Source organism: Xenorhabdus sp. KJ12.1 (assembly GCF_963876495.1).
GTDB classification, from domain to species: Bacteria; Pseudomonadota; Gammaproteobacteria; order Enterobacterales; family Enterobacteriaceae; genus Xenorhabdus; species Xenorhabdus stockiae.
The window spans coordinates 155,257-174,585 of the sequence record NZ_CAWNQH010000094.1 but is presented as its reverse complement, the minus strand read 5'-3'; the positions used below and the strand labels follow the sequence as shown (position 1 = coordinate 174,585).

The 19,329-nt window shown below is 42.3% G+C and carries 14 protein-coding genes and 1 tRNA gene; 8 read left to right on the top strand and 7 right to left on the bottom strand.

Going from position 1 to position 19,329, the window contains the following annotated elements; genetic code table 11:
- Nucleotides 1-180: 180 nt before the first annotated feature.
- A complete protein-coding gene (gene pepA / locus AACS92_RS17325) occupies nt 181-1,689 on the bottom strand; it encodes a leucyl aminopeptidase (RefSeq protein ID WP_099109028.1) in 1,509 nt (502 codons plus the stop codon).
- A gap of 280 nt (nt 1,690-1,969) precedes the next feature.
- Here pepA and lptF point away from each other — a divergent pair, with 280 nt between their 5' ends.
- Both lptF and lptG read left to right on the top strand, forming a co-directional pair.
- Nucleotides 1,970-3,073 carry an LPS export ABC transporter permease LptF gene (gene lptF / locus AACS92_RS17320; RefSeq protein WP_099109027.1) on the top strand — a complete coding sequence of 368 codons (1,104 nt, stop codon included), beginning with the start codon at nt 1,970-1,972 and terminating at the stop codon, nt 3,071-3,073.
- Nucleotides 3,073-4,149: an LPS export ABC transporter permease LptG gene (lptG, locus tag AACS92_RS17315; protein WP_099109026.1), complete on the top strand. Its 1,077-nt coding sequence runs from the start codon at nt 3,073-3,075 to the stop codon at nt 4,147-4,149. Before lptF ends, lptG begins: the two co-directional genes overlap by 1 nt.
- Before the next feature lie 86 nt (nt 4,150-4,235).
- Here lptG and ampH read toward each other — a convergent pair whose 3' ends face one another.
- On the bottom strand, nt 4,236-5,486 hold the full coding sequence (gene ampH / locus AACS92_RS17310) for a D-alanyl-D-alanine-carboxypeptidase/endopeptidase AmpH (RefSeq protein ID WP_099109025.1): 1,251 nt from the start codon (nt 5,484-5,486) through the stop codon (nt 4,236-4,238).
- Nucleotides 5,487-5,882: 396 nt separating this feature from the next.
- Between ampH and AACS92_RS17305 the strand changes: the two genes are divergently transcribed.
- Nucleotides 5,883-5,967: transfer RNA gene (locus AACS92_RS17305), tRNA-Leu, on the top strand.
- A 209-nt stretch (nt 5,968-6,176) separates the two neighbouring features.
- On the opposite strand, the gene AACS92_RS17300 is transcribed toward AACS92_RS17305, so the two are convergent.
- A complete protein-coding gene (locus tag AACS92_RS17300; RefSeq protein ID WP_099109024.1) occupies nt 6,177-7,088 on the bottom strand; it encodes a hypothetical protein in 912 nt (303 codons plus the stop codon).
- Nucleotides 7,089-7,147: 59 nt separating this feature from the next.
- On the bottom strand, nt 7,148-10,453 hold the full coding sequence (locus AACS92_RS17295; protein WP_099109023.1) for a DEAD/DEAH box helicase family protein: 3,306 nt from the start codon (nt 10,451-10,453) through the stop codon (nt 7,148-7,150).
- Between the two features lie 390 nt (nt 10,454-10,843).
- Here AACS92_RS17295 and AACS92_RS17290 point away from each other — a divergent pair, with 390 nt between their 5' ends.
- From AACS92_RS17290 to AACS92_RS17270, 5 genes are all read left to right on the top strand, one after another.
- Complete coding sequence (locus tag AACS92_RS17290) at nt 10,844-11,164, top strand: thioredoxin family protein (RefSeq protein WP_099109022.1); 321 nt, start codon at nt 10,844-10,846, stop codon at nt 11,162-11,164.
- Nucleotides 11,165-11,473: 309 nt separating this feature from the next.
- Entirely contained in the window at nt 11,474-11,998 is a 525-nt protein-coding gene (locus tag AACS92_RS17285; protein ID WP_099109021.1) for a GTPase, read from the top strand.
- 487 nt (nt 11,999-12,485) lie between these two features.
- Nucleotides 12,486-13,769, top strand: coding sequence for a dicarboxylate/amino acid:cation symporter (locus AACS92_RS17280; protein ID WP_099109020.1), 1,284 nt, complete (start codon nt 12,486-12,488; stop codon nt 13,767-13,769).
- A gap of 253 nt (nt 13,770-14,022) precedes the next feature.
- Nucleotides 14,023-14,301 (top strand): type II toxin-antitoxin system RelE/ParE family toxin, encoded by a 279-nt coding sequence (locus tag AACS92_RS17275; RefSeq protein ID WP_099109019.1) that lies wholly within the window; start codon nt 14,023-14,025, stop codon nt 14,299-14,301.
- Complete coding sequence (locus tag AACS92_RS17270; RefSeq protein WP_099109018.1) at nt 14,301-14,585, top strand: HigA family addiction module antitoxin; 285 nt, start codon at nt 14,301-14,303, stop codon at nt 14,583-14,585. Before AACS92_RS17275 ends, AACS92_RS17270 begins: the two co-directional genes overlap by 1 nt.
- A 166-nt stretch (nt 14,586-14,751) precedes the next feature.
- On the opposite strand, the gene fruA is transcribed toward AACS92_RS17270, so the two are convergent.
- From fruA to fruB, 3 genes are read right to left on the bottom strand one after another with little or no spacing between them, the layout of a single operon-like run.
- Complete coding sequence (fruA, locus tag AACS92_RS17265) at nt 14,752-16,446, bottom strand: PTS fructose transporter subunit IIBC (protein ID WP_099109017.1); 1,695 nt, start codon at nt 16,444-16,446, stop codon at nt 14,752-14,754.
- 7 nt (nt 16,447-16,453) lie between these two features.
- Entirely contained in the window at nt 16,454-17,437 is a 984-nt protein-coding gene (fruK, locus tag AACS92_RS17260; RefSeq protein WP_099109056.1) for a 1-phosphofructokinase, read from the bottom strand.
- An 11-nt stretch (nt 17,438-17,448) separates the two neighbouring features.
- A complete protein-coding gene (gene fruB / locus AACS92_RS17255; RefSeq protein ID WP_099109016.1) occupies nt 17,449-18,609 on the bottom strand; it encodes a fused PTS fructose transporter subunit IIA/HPr protein in 1,161 nt (386 codons plus the stop codon).
- Nucleotides 18,610-19,329 lie beyond the last annotated feature (720 nt).

Here is a 19,329-nt window from a genome sequence, read left to right as displayed (position 1 = left end):
TGATTATCGAAAATAGGTTACAGAAAAATGGTTAAACGACAGGTAAGGTGACGGAAAAAGGGTATTGCAGCAGCAATACCCTTTTCTTTAATACCTTTTTATCGCCATCATTTTTCAGGTTGTAACCCGAAATCTGTTGGGTATACGCCATATTCTTATGCGAAAAATGGCGGAGGGGTATTAATCATCAGCATTAAGACCTGCACGATTTAACAGGAATTGTGCCAACAGTGCAACCGGACGACCTGTCGCTCCTTTCTGCTTACCTGCACGCCATGCTGTACCGGCGATATCCAGATGTGCCCAATTGTATTTAGCTGTATAACGCGACAGGAAAGCACCAGCAGTAATCGCGCCGCCAAGACGCCCACAGGAGTTCACCATATCCGCGAAATTGGATTCCAACTGCTCGGAAAACTCATCGCCCAATGGCAGACGCCATGCCCGATCCCCGGCCTGTTCTGACGCATTCAGCAGTTCATGGGCCAGTGGATTATGGTTGGACATCAAACCAGTGTAATGGCTACCCAGTGCAACCATACATGCACCTGTCAGCGTGGCGACATCAATAACCAGCTCTGGTTCGAAACGCTCAACATAAGTCAGCGCATCACACAGCACCAGACGACCTTCCGCATCAGTATTCGTCACTTCAACGGTCTGGCCGGACATTGTGGTTAAAATATCTCCGGGGCGATAGGCACGGCCACCGGGCATGTTTTCACACCCAGCCAGAACGCCGATGACATTGATAGGCAATTGCAGCTCAGCCACAATTCGCATAGCACCATAAACAGAAGCCGCACCGCCCATATCGAACTTCATATCCTCCATGCCATCGGCTGGCTTGAGGGAGATACCACCGGAATCGAAAGTCAGGCCTTTACCCACCAGTACGATAGGTTTCGCATTCGGGTCTTTACTGCCTTTATATTCGATTACCGACATCAGAGATTCGTTCTGAGAACCCTGACCTACTGCCAGATAGGCATTCATGCCCAGCTCTTTCATCTGCTCTTCACCAATCACTTTGGTAACCAGATTTTCAGCGCTGTCAGCAAGCTGGCGTGCCTGTGAGGCAAGGTACGCAGCATTACAGATATTAGGCGGCATGTTAACCAGATCTCTTGTCGCCTTAATACCGGCGGCAATGGCAAGACCGTGCTGAATGGCACGCTCACCACTGGTCAGTTCGCGGCGGGTCGGCACATTGAAGACCATCTTGCGCAAAGGCCGACGCAGTTCGGTTTTGCTGCTCTTAAGCTGGTCGAAGACATACAGTGACTCTTTTGCTGTTTCAACCGCCTGACGTACTTTCCAATAGTTGTTGCGTCCCTTGACGTGTAATTCAGTCAGGAAACAGACAGCTTCCATTGAACCGGTTTCATTGAGGGTGCTGATGGTTTTCTGAATAATCTGCTTATACTGGCGCTCATCCAGTTCACGCTCTTTTCCGCAACCAACCAGCAGAATGCGCTCAGACAGCACATTAGGAACATGATGCAGTAGCAGGGTTTGCCCCACTTTGCCTTCAAGTTCACCGCGGCGCAGTAAGGCACTGATATAACCGTTACTTATTTTGTCAAGTTGTTCTGCGATAGGGGAAAGACGGCGCGGTTCAAATACGCCGACAATAATACACGCACTGCGTTGTTTCTCCGGGCTACCGCTTTTTACACTAAACTCCATGCGTTCTCCTGAATCTTAAAGACAAAGACAGATACAATCGCTAAAATACCATGTTCCGCATTAAATCATCCCAAATAAAGTTCTCTGCTATGTTAAGCTGAGTATATTAATTTTAGATACTTAGCTAACGATAAGTATGCTCTAATTGAGAACAAATATATGGAATGCTTTGGTATCATTTTAGCTACGGGGAAGCCAAACTGATTCATATAAATGGTAGATATACGACGAAGTTAGCGACTTTCCTGCAAAAAGACAAGTTTTCACAGGCGTAATAAGCGTGATCATCATTAGATATCTGGTACGGGAAACCCTGAAAAGTCAAATCGCAATACTTTTCATCTTATTGCTGATCTTTTTCAGTCAGAAATTAGTTGAGGTATTGGGCGCGGCGGTGGAAGGTAATATTCCCGCAAATTTAGTTTTATCTTTGTTAGGATTAGGTGTGCCGGAGATGGCGCAGCTAATTTTACCCCTGAGCTTGTTTCTCGGGGTGTTAATGACATTCAGTAAACTCTATACGGAAAGCGAAATTACCGTCATGCATGCCTGCGGTTTAGGTAAAAGCGTGCTGGTGAAATCCGCCCTCATTCTGGCTCTGCTCACTGCGATGCTGGCTGCGGCCAACGTTATCTGGTTCACTCCGTGGTCATCCAAGTATCAAGAACAAGTGCTGGCAGATGCGAAAGCAAACCCAAGCCTTGCCGCAATAATGGAAGGGCAGTTCAAGCCTTCTAATGATGGCAATATGGTGCTGTATATCGGTAACGTCAAAGGGAATAATTTTGAGAATGTTTTCCTTGCCCAGCTTCGCCCGACGCATAATCAGCGGCCTTCAATCGTCATTGCTGATGGCGGGCATATGGAAGCGTTACCCAACGGCAATCAGGTTGCGGTACTTCATACAGGAACGCGCTACGAGGGAACGGCCTTGTTACGTGATTTCCGCATTACCGATTTTAACGACTATCGCGCCGTTATCGGACATCAAAACCCGGATGTAGACAGCGGTAAAGTTGAACAAAAATCAATGACTGAACTATGGCATAGCAGCAATGATAAAGATGCCCGTTCTGAACTTCACTGGCGTCTGACTTTGATTGCCTCTGTCCTGATTATGGCATTGATGGTTGTTCCCCTCAGTGCAGTCAACCCACGTCAGGGGCGCGTACTCAGTATGCTGCCAGCCATGTTGCTCTACCTGATTTTCTTCCTGCTGCAAAGTTCACTGCGTTCGGCTGGTGGTAAAGGGAAACTTGATCCTATGATCTGGATGTGGCTGGTTAACGGTGTGTATTTTGCTCTGGCACTGGCGCTCAACGTATGGGATACCACCCCGATGCGTAAACTGCGTTCACGCTTTAAGACTCAAGGAGCGGCCTGATGTTTGGTGTATTAGATAGATATATCGGGCGGACAATCCTGCAAACCATTCTGATGACACTGTTCACGCTGGTGTCGCTATCCGGCATTATTAAGTTCGTCGATCAGCTGCGTAAAGTCGGGCAGGGCGAGTATACCGCCCTTTCTGCCGGTATTTATACCTTGCTGAGTGTTCCCAAAGATATCCAGATTTTCTTCCCGATGGCGGCTTTGTTGGGCGCACTTTTGGGTTTAGGCGCGCTGGCAACCCGCAGTGAGCTGGTGGTAATGCAGGCTTCTGGTTTTACCCGTCTTCAGGTTGCCGGTGCGGTAATGAAAACAGCTATTCCGCTGGTTTTACTGACCATGGTGATAGGTGAGTGGGTTGCTCCGCAAGGGGAGCAAATCGCCCGTAACTTCCGCTCACAGAAGATGTATGGTGGCTCTTTGATGTCCACCTCCAAAGGGCTTTGGGCAAAAGATGGTAATGATTTCGTCTACATTCAGAGTGTAGGGAAGGATAGTGCACTGAACGGTATCAGTATCTATCATGTTGATAACGACAAAAAACTATTGTCAGTGAAATATGCTGCATCCGCTGTGTATGATACGGAAAATGCGCAATGGAAGTTATCTCAGGTAGAAGAGTCTGATTTAAATCATTTTGGCCGGATCACCGGTTCACAGTATATCTCTGCTGACTGGAAAAGCCGACTGACACCAGAAAAACTGGGGGTTGTTTCCCTCGAGCCTACCGCGCTTTCTATTCGTGGTTTGCATCAATACATCACTTATCTGAAACAGAGCCAGCAGGATGCCGGGCGCTACGAACTCAATATGTGGAAAAAGGTTTTTGCGCCGTTATCCGTGGCGGTCATGATGTTGATGGCACTTTCCTTTATTTTCGGGCCGTTGCGCAGTGTTCCTATGGGATTCAGGGTTGTGGTTGGGATCAGCTCAGGCTTTGTTTTCTATGTCCTCAATGAGATATTCGGCCCACTCAGTTTGGTTTATAGCATGCCACCGATGTTAGGTGCATTGCTGCCGAGCCTGCTGTTCTTTACAGTGAGTGTTTACTTACTTTTGAAAAGAAAATAGCAGCCACAAATTGATATCCTGCTCCTATCAGACTGATACAGCCTGAGTTTTGATGATATAAACTCAGGCTGTTATTTTTTATAGGCTTATTTTTTTACCAATTCCATTACCGGTTGCTCTGGAATCTGGTTATGATTCTGTGCCAGTGCAGTGACCAGCTCATTCACACCCTTAGTAACCTGATGAAACTTACTGTGCTCTTTTCGGGTCATGACAATAAAGACACCAATATTCTGCTCAGGGATCATCGCCATATAAGTGTTAAACCCGCCACCACCGCCTGTTTTCTGATAGATACCCGGAACATCTTTCTTACCGTTCATATAAACCCAGCCAAGCCCGATACCATCGGCTTTTCCGGCCACATCCATTCCTCTGATTGAAGCCAGCTCAGCGCGTTTAAAATAAATGCCCTGTTCACGGCTGGCAGTCTGTTTTCTCAAATGATTGTGGGAGGATAAAAACTGCTGCATCCAGCGTTGCATATCGGCGGGAGTAGAATAAATGCCGCCACTGCCTGCTGCGGCGATAGTATTAAGGCAAGGGCTGGATTTGATCCCCTCCATCAACCGGGCACACTGAGCAGGAGTTGGTGTCAGGGTTGTATCCTTCATTTTATAGGGAAGAGTGATTTCTTCATGTAGAAGGCGGCTATAAGGTTCTCCGGTTGCTTTGGAAAGGGCATCAGCTAATAAATCGTAGGCTAGATTAGAATAAGAAGCCGTTGTGCCGGGGGCCGTTTCTAGATCCGCATTTTTCAGCCAGTTCCATCGATTAGACTGAGTCGGCCAGATAAATACCGGACGCCCCCATTTTCCTCCGGGTTGCTCCCGTGGTAACCCACTGGTGTGGCTTGCCAGATGATATAACCGAATAGGCTGGTCGATACCAAAATCGGGTACATGCACACCATGATAAGTATATTTTTGTAATGGATCGGTGATTTTAATACGCTTTTGTTCTGCCAGCTTGATCATGACTTCACTGGTCATCAGTTTGGTGATTGAAGCGATGCGGATTAGAGAATTCTGGCTGGGTTTGATACCGCTCCCTGGATAAGTTTCTCCAAAACTATGGTGTATGACCTGATTATTATCAATCACCACCATTGCCATACCTAGCGGATTACCTTCATTAAAAATTGACTGTGCATACTCTTCAACCAGCGCTGAAGCCATTTTCCGGTTTGAAACATCGCCGTCAAACACTTCCCATTTTGTAGGCTGTTTACCTGAGTGCGGCGTTTTGTTCTGGTGCGAATTACCAGAAGCAGAGCAGGCTGAAATCGCTAATGAGAGAGCTGAAACAACACAAAATTTATAGAGCCGTTTGTTCATTTTCGGATTAACCAATCAGGGAGCGTAATGCATGGCGAAACTCAACCGTTATTTATTCTTCTTAAATATCGCAATAACGGCACCGATAACAAAACCCAGCAGAATACCTGCGAATATCCAATTGATAAGCGTCATACTGATTTACCTCAACAGCAGTGTTTTATAGTATTTTATTTTGAATTATATAAGGAGATTATGGGTTGTCTATCGATGATAAGAAGTTATAAAAGGTCGATTTATGTTACATAGAATAATGTGGGCTTAAATTTAAGCAAATTTATGTGAAAGTTATTGTGTTTGCTTTTTTTTTCAGCACTTGAACAAAATTGGAAGGATAAGTGTTGCGAATGGTCTTCGGGCAAGTATAATGGCTCTCGTTTTCCGACCCCTTTCAGTGCCGAAGTGGCGAAATCGGTAGACGCAGTTGATTCAAAATCAACCGCCTTCGGGTGTGCCGGTTCGAGTCCGGCCTTCGGCACCATTCGTTAGTAAGTTTATTAACGTCCATTCAAGTCTTCAAATTTTTTGAAAATCCCATTAAATCAATATATTTCGTTATTTTGACGTCTACTGCGGTCTGTTGCAATCAACATGTACTAAGGGACATAATCTGGGGCACCTACACTTCGATTTTAACTGTGCCCCAAAAATGAAGAAGCAGATTAGATCACTGATATTGCCATTATTCCTCTAAATATTCGACTTCCATGGCAGGTAATAGAGATAAGTTAAATCATCTAATTTAAAGTTGATATAGTTACCTATGTTATTTTTTACCGGCGGTAATTCACTAAAAATGAACAAATATAGTGGTTTTGATGGGGTACTCATTGCTATTTTGTCTAGCATTTCTCTGGATGTTCTCTGGTAATCGGAATGATCGACGAGGCGAGCAGGAATGAAGAAGGTCGGTTTGCACTTCACGTTACCCGAGTGCATTTCATTAGCGAAACGTACCAGATAATAATCATCTTTTCGATTAAGCCACGCCTTGCCGTAGTATATCCTCGGTTCATCTGGGTATTCACGAATATCTTTGTAATCATTAACTCTGATAAAGAAATCTTTTAAATGGAGTCTGCCTTCTGCTGTTTCAAGGAAAAAATTCTCTTTGTCAATAAAGGCTGTTACAAGCCCAGATAAACGTTTCCGAGAATGGCGTCGTTGAGAATTTTCACTTTCATCATCTGAAACGGAGAGTTTACTGCGTTTTGTTACACTATCATCATCCTCGTTTGCAGGAACGTCATGTGTGGTGTGCTTATTTGGGATAGATAAATCAAGTTCGACAATATCGTCGCGAATAAAAGGGAGAACTTCAGGATCATCTTTTGTTCGTTTAATCTGGCGATATTCATCATCTATTTGTTCCCCTAGCTTACATTCAGGTGCATGTTCAGAGACAAATTTAAAATAAGGATCACGCTTACGCAGCCGTTTAGGCCGATCAAGATTGGCACATGTTACTTGTGCATGGCAGTTTGGTTCAGGACACTCAAAAAGGTGTTTCGATGTCACAAGCCCTTGTATAAAAAATTTATCGGCTTCTTCAGCCGAAATATCTTTATTTAACTCCAGACTTCTTGCCTGCACCAGCTTCATTATACCCCCTTATTAAAATATCAAATTTTATGCTGTGTTTTATTTAAAGATTATCGGGATTAATGATAGTGTGATGGTGGAATCATTGGTAATTCCCTTGCTACATCACGAAACCATGGTAATTCATGCCATACTGCTGGATTACCAATCACGAAAATGTTCTTTTTAGCTCGGGTGAGAGCCACATTTAATAGATTTGGTTTACTTGCTGCCCATTGAGCACCACCCTTATTATCTTTGTCACATCCCAATACAAAAATGACAATATCATTTTCTTTACCCTGAAATGTATGCACAGTACCTATACAATTCTTTTTCCAGTTACTGACATCTTTGCTTTTTATTGATGGATATTTTCTCCAGAGAATTGAATTGCTTTTTTCCAGCAATTCACAAAGGGCGAATTTAACTGATTTGAACGGTGTAATAATATAAATTGAATTTAGGGAAATATTGGCGGAGAGGAGTTTTTCCAGCAATGTAATCAAATCGTTACCGTGACTATCACAATATTGTTTTTCACTTTGATTGCCAATGGATGCCTGCCAGTGATTATTCATTACATTATTTATAGATTGGCTACAGATTTTGTCAGCATCCATCCCATGGATCATACGGTTATTGTAGGCCATTTGGTTTGCTAAGCTGAACATTGGTTCAATACAACGACGATGAACCCACAAAGGTATACCGATCCAGGCAGACTTATTCATTACTTCTAATATACAACCCCATTTATTGGCAAGGTCGGAAACTTGTTGTACGGAAAGGCGGCCTGGATTCCAGTTTTCGGCTTCATCCTTCAAAATATCCTGACAAAGACGCTCAACCAGCGGTGGAGAGGTTGTTAATATAGGCTCAATCTGTAAAGGATCACCAACAATTAATACTCGTTTGGCTCGCCAGATACCTCCGACTGCTTGTTGGGGTGATGCCTGACCTGCTTCATCAATCATCAACCAACCAAGTTCTTCACTTTTCACTCCATGGAACATACGTCCCAGAGATGCAAAGGTCGTAGATAACACTGGGACAATCATAAATAACGTCTGCCACCAGTGTAAAGTTAGTGACATTTGGCGGTAGGGTTGCGCCAAAAAAGATTTAAGATTAAATATAATTTTTCTAAAACGCTCTATCCCTAATGCCTCATATAGCCAAGCCTGATGAAGTTCTATTGCAGCAACAAACAATGAAGAGCGTTGGCGGTTTATATTGCTACTTTGCCAGAACGCTGTGCGTTGTAACGCTGCATCGTTAATTTGTAATTTGACATCAGGCAATGCGATATCAGGAAACTGCTGTCGTAATTCTTGCAAAGTACGCTGATCATTCTCTTGTTCTTGGGTTATTTGTTCAATATTTCGTTGTAGATTCAGCTTTTTTCCTATAATTTCGTTAAGTATTTCGTATTGTTCAACGGTGATTAGGGCTTGTTCTGCTTGTAGGCCCATTAGTCTTAACACTTCATATTGTGAATCTTTCAATACTTCCTGATACGCATGTACTTTTTTGCGGTTCACTAATCTTGTGAACCATCCTGGAGCAGAACTTTCGACGACTTTTTGCTTCTGAGCCGCATACTGGATTTGCTTTTCTAGTGCATGTTGTTTTTCTTTCATTTGCTCTAGTTTATTGTTTTGTTCTTCACACTGTATAATTATTTGTTCCAGTGTTTGAGATAATGTCCCAAGTGGATTGTTGTGCAGTTTTTCTAACAAATGGGCAAATTTTTCTAAGCTTTGGTGAAGCTTTTCTGTTTGAACCAGACAGTCACAAAAACGTTTTTTAGCGTTATCGAATGAAGTGGGTTGATGATAGTTTTTCCAGCGCCAAAGGCTAAGAAAATTCTCATTTTCGGGAGGAGAGGCTTCCACTTTGGTATCACGAGGGAAGTGTTCATCAAACAATAATCTCTGTGCAAATTCTATTCTATTCTCCTTTTTACCTAATGCGGCAGATACTAAACCCCAACACTGTTTTTCATTTACTAATGAGCGGTATAGGTGGTGATTTTTTTTGTTTTTACCTACCTTATGTTCACGTTTAGGGCGTTTTTCTGTGGCTATCTGGTTAGCTGTCGGCGCTAAATAATCGAGTGTGAGAAATTCTTTCGCCAGCGATTTCTTTTGTGGCAGTTCCTTTGAAATGTTTTCCACTGCTGCATTGTTGGATGAAGCAACTACCATTTCAAATCCCGTTAGCTCATTCACGATAAAACCGGAATTGTCCAGGGTATCTTCAACGCATTGAAAATATGAAATTTTTTTAGCTCTTTCTACAATGTTGTGCGCTACCAGATCGCGTAAAAGTGTTGTTTTACCTGTTCCTGGAGGCCCATTTACAGAAAGTAAACCTCCGTCAGCGAGTTCTTCTATCGCTGTATTGATCGCAAATTGCTGCATTAGCGACATGGGATGTTCTGGTTCAGAGGGCCAGCGACCATGAGGCATTTTTGTAGGATGTAATTGCCTGATTATGCAAGAAAGCCCTTCTTGTGTGTAAAGGTCTGGATTTTTGGACTTATTGCGGGAAAGGTATGTTCTGAGTGCTTTGCATTCGTTCCCGTGCTTGAGAGCAGCAATAGCGTATTCAATATCTTCAAAAAAGAAACTGTTCAGTATAGGGAGTACAAAGGTTTTATCTTTAATATTTAGGCCATCTTCAATTTCGTGATTATTTTCTGATGATATTTTCTGAGCTTCGGATTCGTCATTGCTATTTACTTCAATCCAATCTATCTGTAGGGCATATTGCCACTGAGGGACAAAATCTGCCCACTCTACTAGATGTGTTAACAATAGTGTCAAAATATCGTTAGCTGTTAAAATACCAGTAGTATTCTCTCGTATTGGTTTTAATGAGATACGGAATTTACTGAGAGTGTTGGCAAGATGCTCGCAACTTTCTGAGAAGGAAACCGAATTAAGTGCATCAAACCGTTTTTTACGTAGATGCCCCAATGCCCATGGGAGAGAACTTACTGAGAGTTTGTCTAGAATTGGACTTCCTTCGGTATTTAAATTGACTTTTGCGAAACAGGTTGTCCCTTCCTTATCTAGCCGTTGTTCAATTTCTTCAAAATATTGCTCTTTAGGAAGGCCAAAAATTCCTTCACTAATGGTATTGGAAATAGATTTTTCGAACAAACCGATGTGTAAGCTATATGCAATTTTTTTATTCGTAATTTCATATTGTTGTCTGATATCTGGAGATAGCCATGGTAGTACATTATCTCCTTGCAGTCGTAAATCTTGAAGTGTAATTCGAATGCTCGTTTTTTTTTCTTCAAGAGTATAAGGCTGGAAGAACTCTGTACGCTGCCAGGCTCTAAGAATATTGTGTGGAAGAGGAGAATGGGCCATCATAGCTCTTTGATAATTATTCAATAATTAATGAGTTAGATAATTTATCATAATTAATGCTGGTTTTGTAGACACTGCATGTTAGGTTAATTAATAAAAGTAATTTAAGTGATATGTGATTAAAACTACATAAATTACATTCATGCTACCATTTTCAGGTTATCTCTGCTTTTGAAACTCAAAATTTATTTCATTTTTATAATGTTTTTTCAGTTATTGTATACTCATTTTTATGTGCCATGCACTTCATATCTATATCTTTAGATATGAAGTATATCCCCATCTTTTGATTGAGAAATACTCATTGCTATAGTTGCATTATTCAATATAATAATTGATTGTTAATCTAGGTCGTCCTCTATCAACTTGAAAATTTTTCTAAGGATTCATATGAGCACATTACTTGAATTAACCGAAGAGAATTTTGACAGTGTTATTAGTGCCAAAGGGGTCAGTGTTATCAGGTTCTGGGCACCGTGGTGTGAGCCATGTCGTATGGTTGCGCCGACGTTTAAGCAGTTATCAATTGATATGCAAAATAAGGCCACTTTCGGCGAAATTGATATTGAACGATTCAATACTATCGCTATGAAGTATGGTATCCGCGGTATACCAACAACGTACATTTATAAAGATGGGAAACCTGTTGATTCTATAGTCGGAGTCGCTTCGTTATCACAATTTAAGAATATGGTTGCTCGAAATCTGTAGTCCAGATTTCGCCATTTAAAAATCTGCCTTGCCTATATTATGAAATATCAATCAAAAGGTAAGGCAGTTATCAATACCGTGATATTTTCCAATTGAAATTAAATAACAGTCTCTAAATTTAATATATATACACAATGGATTTCAAGATGCATCGCGGCGGCAAGGGAGTTCATCCCCGGGAGCATAGATAACTATGTGACCGGGGTAAGCGAGCACAGCCAACAAAGAGGCAACTTGAAAGACGCAGTGTATAGGATTTTTAATCTCATCCATATAATATATGCGGCTCTATAATTATTGGAGAATGTTATGCAACTTTCAGATTTAGGAAATAGAATCTGCATTATGGGGCCTTCGAATAGCGGTAAATCTACACTTGCTAATGCAATCTCCAAAAAATGTAATTTGAAAGTCACTCATTTGGATCAACTTTTCCATTTGCCGAATACAGATTGGCAGGAACGCTCTGTCGATGAATTTATCTCGTTGCATGATATGGCAATTAAAGAAGAAAGCTGGATTATTGATGGAAACTACGGAAGATGCTTGCCACAACGCTTATCCAGAGCAACAGGAGTTATTTTATTAGATGTTTCAACGCCATTGAGCCTGCTTCGCTATATAAACAGAACGTTATTCCAGCGTAAACGATATGGTGGATTGGAAGGCAATCAAGACTCAATCAAATGGGAGATGCTTCACCACATCACTGTTGTTACACCCAAAAATCGAAAACGCTATGCTGCAATGTTTGAAAAATTGGCCATACCAAAAATAAAACTAAGTTCTATTAAAGAGATGAAAGAACAATTTGATAAATGGGAGCTATTTTAAATAGAAACTGATATAAATTAGTTTTCATTATATTTATATCTAAAATAACCAGATGGATTAATTTATTTTAGATATAAAATATAGATTTAAAATTCATAGTGTTATTATTTTCATGAATTGTTTTATGTCCTGTTAACTCCCTATTCTATATAGCTTATTTTGGATTTTTTCTTATATGCCAAACAAACTTTAGGTTTGTTTATTTAGAATTTATCTATTTAAATCTTATTCATTCTATATTTAAAATCCATCGTTATGCAGGTTGTAGACTTCTTATGAAATAACATTTTTAAATAGAATAAGTAACAAAATATAGCCAGACAACCAAAGGATAAATCCGAGTAAACAGCGTAAATGTACACTCTGCACGTCCCTTGTCCTGCGTTTTCACTTTATTAGCAGCCTGATAAATGTAACTAATTGTTAAGTCTTGAGTAACAAGACAGCGTAACTAGTTTTAATCATTACAAAAAATAAGGGGATAACAATGAAGAGGCAAAAATTGATGAAGCAGATCGTTATCGCCATTTTGCTTGGTGTGATAACGGGATGGGGATTTAATCGTTATCTTGATGCCAGTCAGGCAAAAGAAATTGCCTCTTATATCAACATTATTACCGATGTCTTTCTGCGCCTGATAAAAATGATTATTGGGCCGCTTATATTTTCCACGATTGTTGCCGGATTAATGTCAATTGGAGGCTCATCATCTGTCGGACGGATCACTATCAAAGCAATGATATGGTTTATTGTTGCTGGTTTGATTTCGATTAGCATTGGCACTCTGATAGCTAATCTGTTCCAGCCAGGGGTTGGATTGAATATTGCAATTCCACAACATGGAAATATCGATACGAGTCTGAATGCTGGTGAATTTTCCCTGAAAAATTTTATCAGTCATATATTCCCCAGTAGTTTTGTGGAAGCTATGGCAAATAATGAAATCTTACAGATCCTTATTTTTTCTCTCTTTTTTGGTTCAGCATTGTCATATATTTGCCGGAGTAGCAAGAAAGCAAGCCCTATAGTGACTATGATTGAAGATCTGGGACGCATTATGTTCCGCATCACAGATTATGTTATGGCATTGGCTCCAATTGCGGTATTTGCCGCCATTGCCTCTGCGATTACTCTTGAAGGGATGGGGTTGCTTTATGAATATGGAAAATTAATTACTCTCTTTTATCTGGGGATACTTTTACTTTGGTGCATTTTACTGGCTGTTGGATTTCTTTTCCTCGGTAAGGATGTTTTTTTGCTGATGAAGCTTATCAGAGAGCCTATCATACTGGCCTTTGCCACTGCGAGTAGCGAATCTGCCTATCCAAAGACGATGAATGCACTGAACTGCTTTGGTGTGCCGAAAAAAATTTCCAGTTTCGTATTGCCTCTGGGTTACTCATTTAACCTTGATGGCTCAATGATGTATCAATCCTTTGCCATTCTCTTTATTGCGCAGGCTTACAATATTGATTTGAGTATCACAGAACAGATCCTGATTATGTTAACGTTGATGGTTACCAGCAAAGGCATGGCTGGCGTAGCTCGTGCTTCTGTAGTGGTTATTGCCGCCACTCTCCCGATGTTCAAACTGCCTGAAGCGGGCATATTATTGATCCTTGCTATTGACCAGCTCCTCGATATGGGACGCACAGCCACTAATGTGGTAGGTAACTGCATTGCTACATCAGTTATTGCTAAATTGGAGGGAAAGCGGGGTAGTTCTGAATCCGAAGTGCAGGAAAAAGAGTTTGTCGGGCATGATAGTTAAATCATTGGGGAAATTACTGCACTTTTCGTTTTTACATATGATTGATATGTTTGGTGTCAGGGTATTATTAAATTAGATTCATCACTAAATAGACTTGCTATTTTTTATTTGATAGAAAAAATATAATAAATATAGCTAAATTTAATACTTTAATTTAGAGGGAAGCTTTACCAATTTAATTAAATTGGTACTGAAATAATTCATTAAGACTATAACATTATAAAAGTGTTGTAGAAGATGGAACATGGTTACCATGATCAAGAGTTTAAAGCACAAGGGAATGAAAAAATTCTTCTTAAATAATGATAGTAGTGGGTTGGAACAAAAATTAGTTCTTCGAATAAAAAACCGACTTACAATTATCGATTCTGCCAGTTGTATTGAAGCTATTAATTTTCTTAGTTATGATCTTCATGAATTAAAAGGTAATCGTAAAAATATCTGGTCAATCAAAGTACCAGGAAATTGGCGTATCACATTTAAATTTATAAACGGTGATGCTGAAATTCTTAATTTGGAGGATTATCACTAATGCAAATGGTTGACCCTGCACATCCTGGTGAAATTATTGCAGAAACATTAATCGAAATGAATGTGAGTTTGCGCCAGTTTGCTAAGGCAATGGAAATCGCGCCTTCTACTGCTAGCAGGCTTCTTTCAGGACAGACATCTGTCACTCCTGAAATGGCGTTGAAGTTATCCATAGTGATTGGCAGTACACCAGAAACGTGGTTAAAAATACAGGCTAATTACAGCTTGCGAGAGGCTGAAAAGCATCTTGATTTAAGTCACTTGCACCGTTTAACGTTTGCTTAATTTTTATACCTGAGACATAAATGGTGCGTCAAAACAGCAGATGAGCTTTGAGGTTGGTATCAAAGATGTCTTTTTTAAGAAAATGTCGACTATGGTTATTGTTTGTTTTTTATTCTTTTGGATGATTTGAGGAGTTGCAGTTTAACCGCAACTCCCCACAACGACTTCACTCCACAACTTCTTTCTTCTTAATCCCCCCATAAACTCCAGCTGTTAACATAGTACCTACCAGAATAGCTCCCAAGTAAGGCAATACAGGTGTAATTGCACCCGGTATCAGCAGTACAAACAGTCCGCCATGTGGTGCCATCAGTTGTACGCTGAAGTACATCGAAAGCGCTCCTGTAACTGCACCTCCGAGAATGCAGCTTGGCAGGACTCTTACCGGATCTTTCGCTGCAAATGGAATCGCTCCCTCCGAGATAAAACATAGCCCCAGTACTAGTGCCGCTTTTCCACCTTCGCGCTCATTTTGATCAAATTTATTTCTCGCAATCACAGTTGCCAGCCACATGGCTAATGGTGGAACCATTCCCGCAGCCATAATTGCGGCCATCGGGCCGTAGCTCTGGGCACTCAATAATCCTACGCCAAAGGCATAAGCGGCTTTATTCACCGGCCCGCCCATGTCGGTGCACATCATTCCGCCCAGTATTGCGCCGAGGATCACGGCATTGGTGGTTCCCATGGATTTCAGCCAGTGAGTCAGCCATTCCATAATCGCTGAAACGGGTTTACCGACAACGTAAATCATGATTAACCCCGTCGCCAGTGTTGCGACCAACGGAATAATCAGGATTGGTTTTAATGCTTCCATGCTTTGTGGCAGACGAAGTCTGGTTGTCAGAAATTTGGCAACATAACCAGCAAGAAAGCCTGCAATGATCCCGCCGAGGAAGCCCGCACCAGTGCTAACGGCGAGCATTCCGCCGACAAGTCCGGGAGCCAATCCCGTACGTCCTGCGATGGAGTAGGCGATGTAACCGGCAAGAACGGGTACCATGAGGGCAAGTGCCGAGCCGCCGCCGATTTGCATCAGGGCTGCCGCCAGTGTGCCCGATTCTTTAAAGGCTTCGATGCCGAAGACAAATGACAATGCGATGCACAGGCCACCCGCGACGACCATGGGTAACATGTAGGAAACGCCGGTCATCAGGTGCTGGTAAATAGGAGTATTTTTCTGATTGTTCCTGCTGGGGACAGAAGTTGTGCTAGTAGCGGTATAAATCTCAGCTTTGGTTAGGGCGTTATCCAACTCGCTGGCAGTTTTTTTCAGGGCTGCTCCTGTCGAGGTGCGGTAAAGGCGTTTGCCGGAAAAAGGGGTGAGTTCGACCTCGATATCGGCTGCGACAATCACGAAATCTGCTGCTGCGATTTCGGCATGAGTGAGAGAATTTTCGCTTCCCACGGAGCCTCGGGTTTCTACTTTGATTTGCCAGCCGCGTTTTTGTGCTTCTGTTTCCAGTGCCTTGGCTGCCATAAAGGTATGGGCGACACCGGTTGGGCAGGCGGTAATGGCAACGATGTTGACAGGCTTTTGCTGAACCCCGTTTTCTGCTGTATCAGCGGTGTGTTGCTGATGATAAACACTCGCTTCTGTTTGGGCTTTGTGGAGAAATACCTCGGATTCGCTGATTAACTGTTCTGCGGAGCCAATGAATATTTTCTTTCCATACAAATTATTGCCGAGCAGATTCAGGCTGTCCGGTACAGATTCTCCGATGATGATCACCAGTTCAGCCGTACTTAGATCGTCAGTCAGGGTAAGACCATGTTGGGCTATGACATTCTCCAGTGTTTGTCTGGCGAAGTAGGCGCGTGCTTGTCCTTGTTTCTCATTGCTAATAATCAGTATGTTCATGGCGTTCTCATCTTATTGTTGTTTGCTTTTCGATGGTTGTCTTTTTCGATTGTTTTTTTAATGAAATGAGTTCCACTTTTGTCATCAAGCAGGCGAGTTGCTGGCGGTCGATATTGCCGACGTTACTTTGGCTGACGGTCATGGCAGAAATGGCGGTGGCAAGGCGCAATGTATGTTCGCAGGGTTGTCCCATCATCAAGCCGTAAATCAGGCTACCCACCATGGCATCACCGGCGCCGACGGTACTGACAATTTCACAGTGCGGTGGTCTGGCGTGCCAGGCTCCGGCTGAGTTAACCAGAATGGCCCCTTCTTCGCCTAATGAGACGATGACATGTGAGATCCCCTCCGCACGTAGCTGCTGGGCAGCGCTGATGATATCTTCCTGAGTCAGTAAAGGTCTGCCTGCCCAGATTTCCAGTTCATGGCGGTTCGGTTTAACCATCCACGGTTGTGCTTTAATTCCGGCAGTGAAGGCTTCCTGGCTACTATCGAACACAACACACATACAAGCTTCGCGCAGTTGCTGCATCCAGTCAGTGAAGTCATCCGGCTCAACGCCTGCTGGCAAGCTGCCACTGACGCACACCATGTTGAACTCCCGCAGCCATGTGAGGGAGTTTTTGGCAAAGCTCTGCCAGTCTTCTTTACTGATATTGAATCCTGAAAAATTGAAATCGGTGACAAGGCCGTTCTGCTCGGTGAGTTTGACGTTGATACGCGTCCGGCCTTCTACTATCTGGAATCGGTCAGTGATGCCCAGTTCTGCGAAAGTTTTTTGGAAGCTGCTCTGGTTCTCTTTACCGAGAAAACCACCTACAGTAACGTCAATGCCGAGTGTTTTGAGGATCTTCGCAACGTTGATGCCTTTGCCTGCCGGATATAATCCCGCAGTTTGGATCCGATTAACTTGACCGGTTTTTATATCTCCGGTTAACCCGACCAGATCGTAGGCAGGATTGAGGGTGATGGTGGCTACTCTTTTATTCATTCCATGTTTGTTCATGCGATATCTTCACCCAGATTGTTGTTGATAAGATTTTTGATGGCGTCCAGAGCCTCTTTGGCGTCCGGGCCGGAAGCAGTAAAACGGATACGGTCTCCCCGTTTAATGCCCAAACCGGCAACCAGCATCAGTTTGCGGCCATCAACGGGGATGGTGTCTCCATCCAGATGGATGATGGTAATGCGGCTGCTGAATTGTTTGATGGTATTAACCAACAGTGCACTGGGGCGGGTATGTAGCCCGTGTTCATTGGGCAGGATAAAATCTGCGGTCAGGGTATTTTTTGCTTGTGATGCAGCTTGTTGTGCGGCCTTAGTGGTCAGTAATGTAATGAGCGCTGCATGATCCTGAGCTCGTTGCAGTTGCTCACCTTTTCCTTGCTGGATCAGGTTGTTTAGATTAGTTAGCAGGCTATGGAGCTGATCGTCTGCATAGGCAATGGTGATGAGCAAGCTGACCGGTTTTTCATCAAGATTATCTGTATTCATACTGAAGGAAGCTTGTGGACGGGCGATGGCAACGGCATTACGTAAGCTACCCTGTGAACTGTCACTCAACCAGATCCCTTGCCCCAGATGTATGGGGGATCTCGCGAGGATATCGGCAATAAATGCGGCATTCACCGAGCTGGTTTTTTGCAGGCGAGCGAGGTTCAGCGCCTGCAAGGTTTCCAGATCTCTGGCGTCAATATCCAGTGTGATTGTAGAGGCATCCAATAGATAGGGCGGTTGTGGGTTCATGAGTAATCGGTAGAGTTCATCTGCCGAGGTGGTTTTTGCCATCTGACTGGCTCGATTTTCATCACTGAGAATCGGGAGTAACTGATGTAGCAGCTTCAGATGCTCGTCAGATTTTGCTGCAATGCCGATAACGATGTAGGCAGTCTGGTTATCACCCCAGTCAACACCATCTGGGAATTGCATCACCTGTACACCCGTATGAAGTACGTTGCCGAGTGTGGCATGAGTACCATGCGGGATAGCAATACCGTTACCCAGATAGGTTGAAGACTGTGTTTCACGCTCCAGCATCCCATCAACATACTCTTTACTGACATATCCGGCGGTGGTTAAAACATCGGCAACCTGCTGAATTGCATCTTCTTTATTGTCAGCATGTGCTGCCAGATGGATATTTTGCAATGTTAGGTGAAACATTTTACCTCCCTATATACTCTATAACATTTGTTGAAACGATTCAGTTTTTTAGGGGTGAAAAACCGACGTTGAATAAATTCACGTTATTTTTTATTAAGTAGGTGGATAGTTTTATTTTTCTACGTTGAAGTTACATTAATCCTAACGCTAGGAAATAGTATAGTAATTGATATAATGTGATTTTTATTAGTAACTATTTTTCATAATTATTAACGAGTTGTTTATTGGTTTTTTGTTATTCAGGTAATATTTGCTAATCACCTGTATTGTCAGGAAAGTATCGTTAAATAGTTAATGTGTAAAGTAACGTTTTATATTATTTCCTGAAAGAGTGATAGTGATCTTAATTATTTTAATTTCAGTTAAATTAAATGATTATAAAGTTCATTATTAGAATAATAAAAAATCATATGAATAGATTAATAAATTCTCTTATCAAAGAGATATTCTATTTATGAATGTGAATTCTTGGTCTGAAAAAGGTTTGAGTATGTTGTATTGGAAAGAAAGGCGGTGTACTGTCTTTGCTGACTGAAAAATAGTCAATAAAAGTGTGTTACAGGCTGGATAAATCCGGTTCAAAATGGCCTGAAATGCGAACATACATGAAATGTTAATAAAAAATAGCATATTGCCATATTTCGGCTTTCAATTTCGGCGTACTGCGTTTATTATGCGCGCTTCGTAATTTCAACCGGCGCCACTGGCTTTGAGCTTCAG

What these genes read in the sequence shown, in the direction of transcription:
- pepA (WP_099109028.1), bottom strand. Translation starts at nt 1,689, where the DNA reads ATGGAGTTTAGTGTAAAAAGCGGTAGCCCGGAGAAACAACGCAGTGCG.
- lptG (WP_099109026.1), top strand. Translation starts at nt 3,073, where the DNA reads ATGTTTGGTGTATTAGATAGATATATCGGGCGGACAATCCTGCAAACC.
- ampH (WP_099109025.1), bottom strand. Translation starts at nt 5,486, where the DNA reads ATGAACAAACGGCTCTATAAATTTTGTGTTGTTTCAGCTCTCTCATTA.
- AACS92_RS17300 (WP_099109024.1), bottom strand. Translation starts at nt 7,088, where the DNA reads ATGAAGCTGGTGCAGGCAAGAAGTCTGGAGTTAAATAAAGATATTTCG.
- AACS92_RS17295 (WP_099109023.1), bottom strand. Translation starts at nt 10,453, where the DNA reads ATGGCCCATTCTCCTCTTCCACACAATATTCTTAGAGCCTGGCAGCGT.
- AACS92_RS17290 (WP_099109022.1), top strand. Translation starts at nt 10,844, where the DNA reads ATGAGCACATTACTTGAATTAACCGAAGAGAATTTTGACAGTGTTATT.
- AACS92_RS17285 (WP_099109021.1), top strand. Translation starts at nt 11,474, where the DNA reads ATGCAACTTTCAGATTTAGGAAATAGAATCTGCATTATGGGGCCTTCG.
- AACS92_RS17280 (WP_099109020.1), top strand. Translation starts at nt 12,486, where the DNA reads ATGAAGAGGCAAAAATTGATGAAGCAGATCGTTATCGCCATTTTGCTT.
- AACS92_RS17275 (WP_099109019.1), top strand. Translation starts at nt 14,023, where the DNA reads ATGATCAAGAGTTTAAAGCACAAGGGAATGAAAAAATTCTTCTTAAAT.
- AACS92_RS17270 (WP_099109018.1), top strand. Translation starts at nt 14,301, where the DNA reads ATGCAAATGGTTGACCCTGCACATCCTGGTGAAATTATTGCAGAAACA.
- fruA (WP_099109017.1), bottom strand. Translation starts at nt 16,446, where the DNA reads ATGAACATACTGATTATTAGCAATGAGAAACAAGGACAAGCACGCGCC.
- fruK (WP_099109056.1), bottom strand. Translation starts at nt 17,437, where the DNA reads ATGAATAAAAGAGTAGCCACCATCACCCTCAATCCTGCCTACGATCTG.
- fruB (WP_099109016.1), bottom strand. Translation starts at nt 18,609, where the DNA reads ATGTTTCACCTAACATTGCAAAATATCCATCTGGCAGCACATGCTGAC.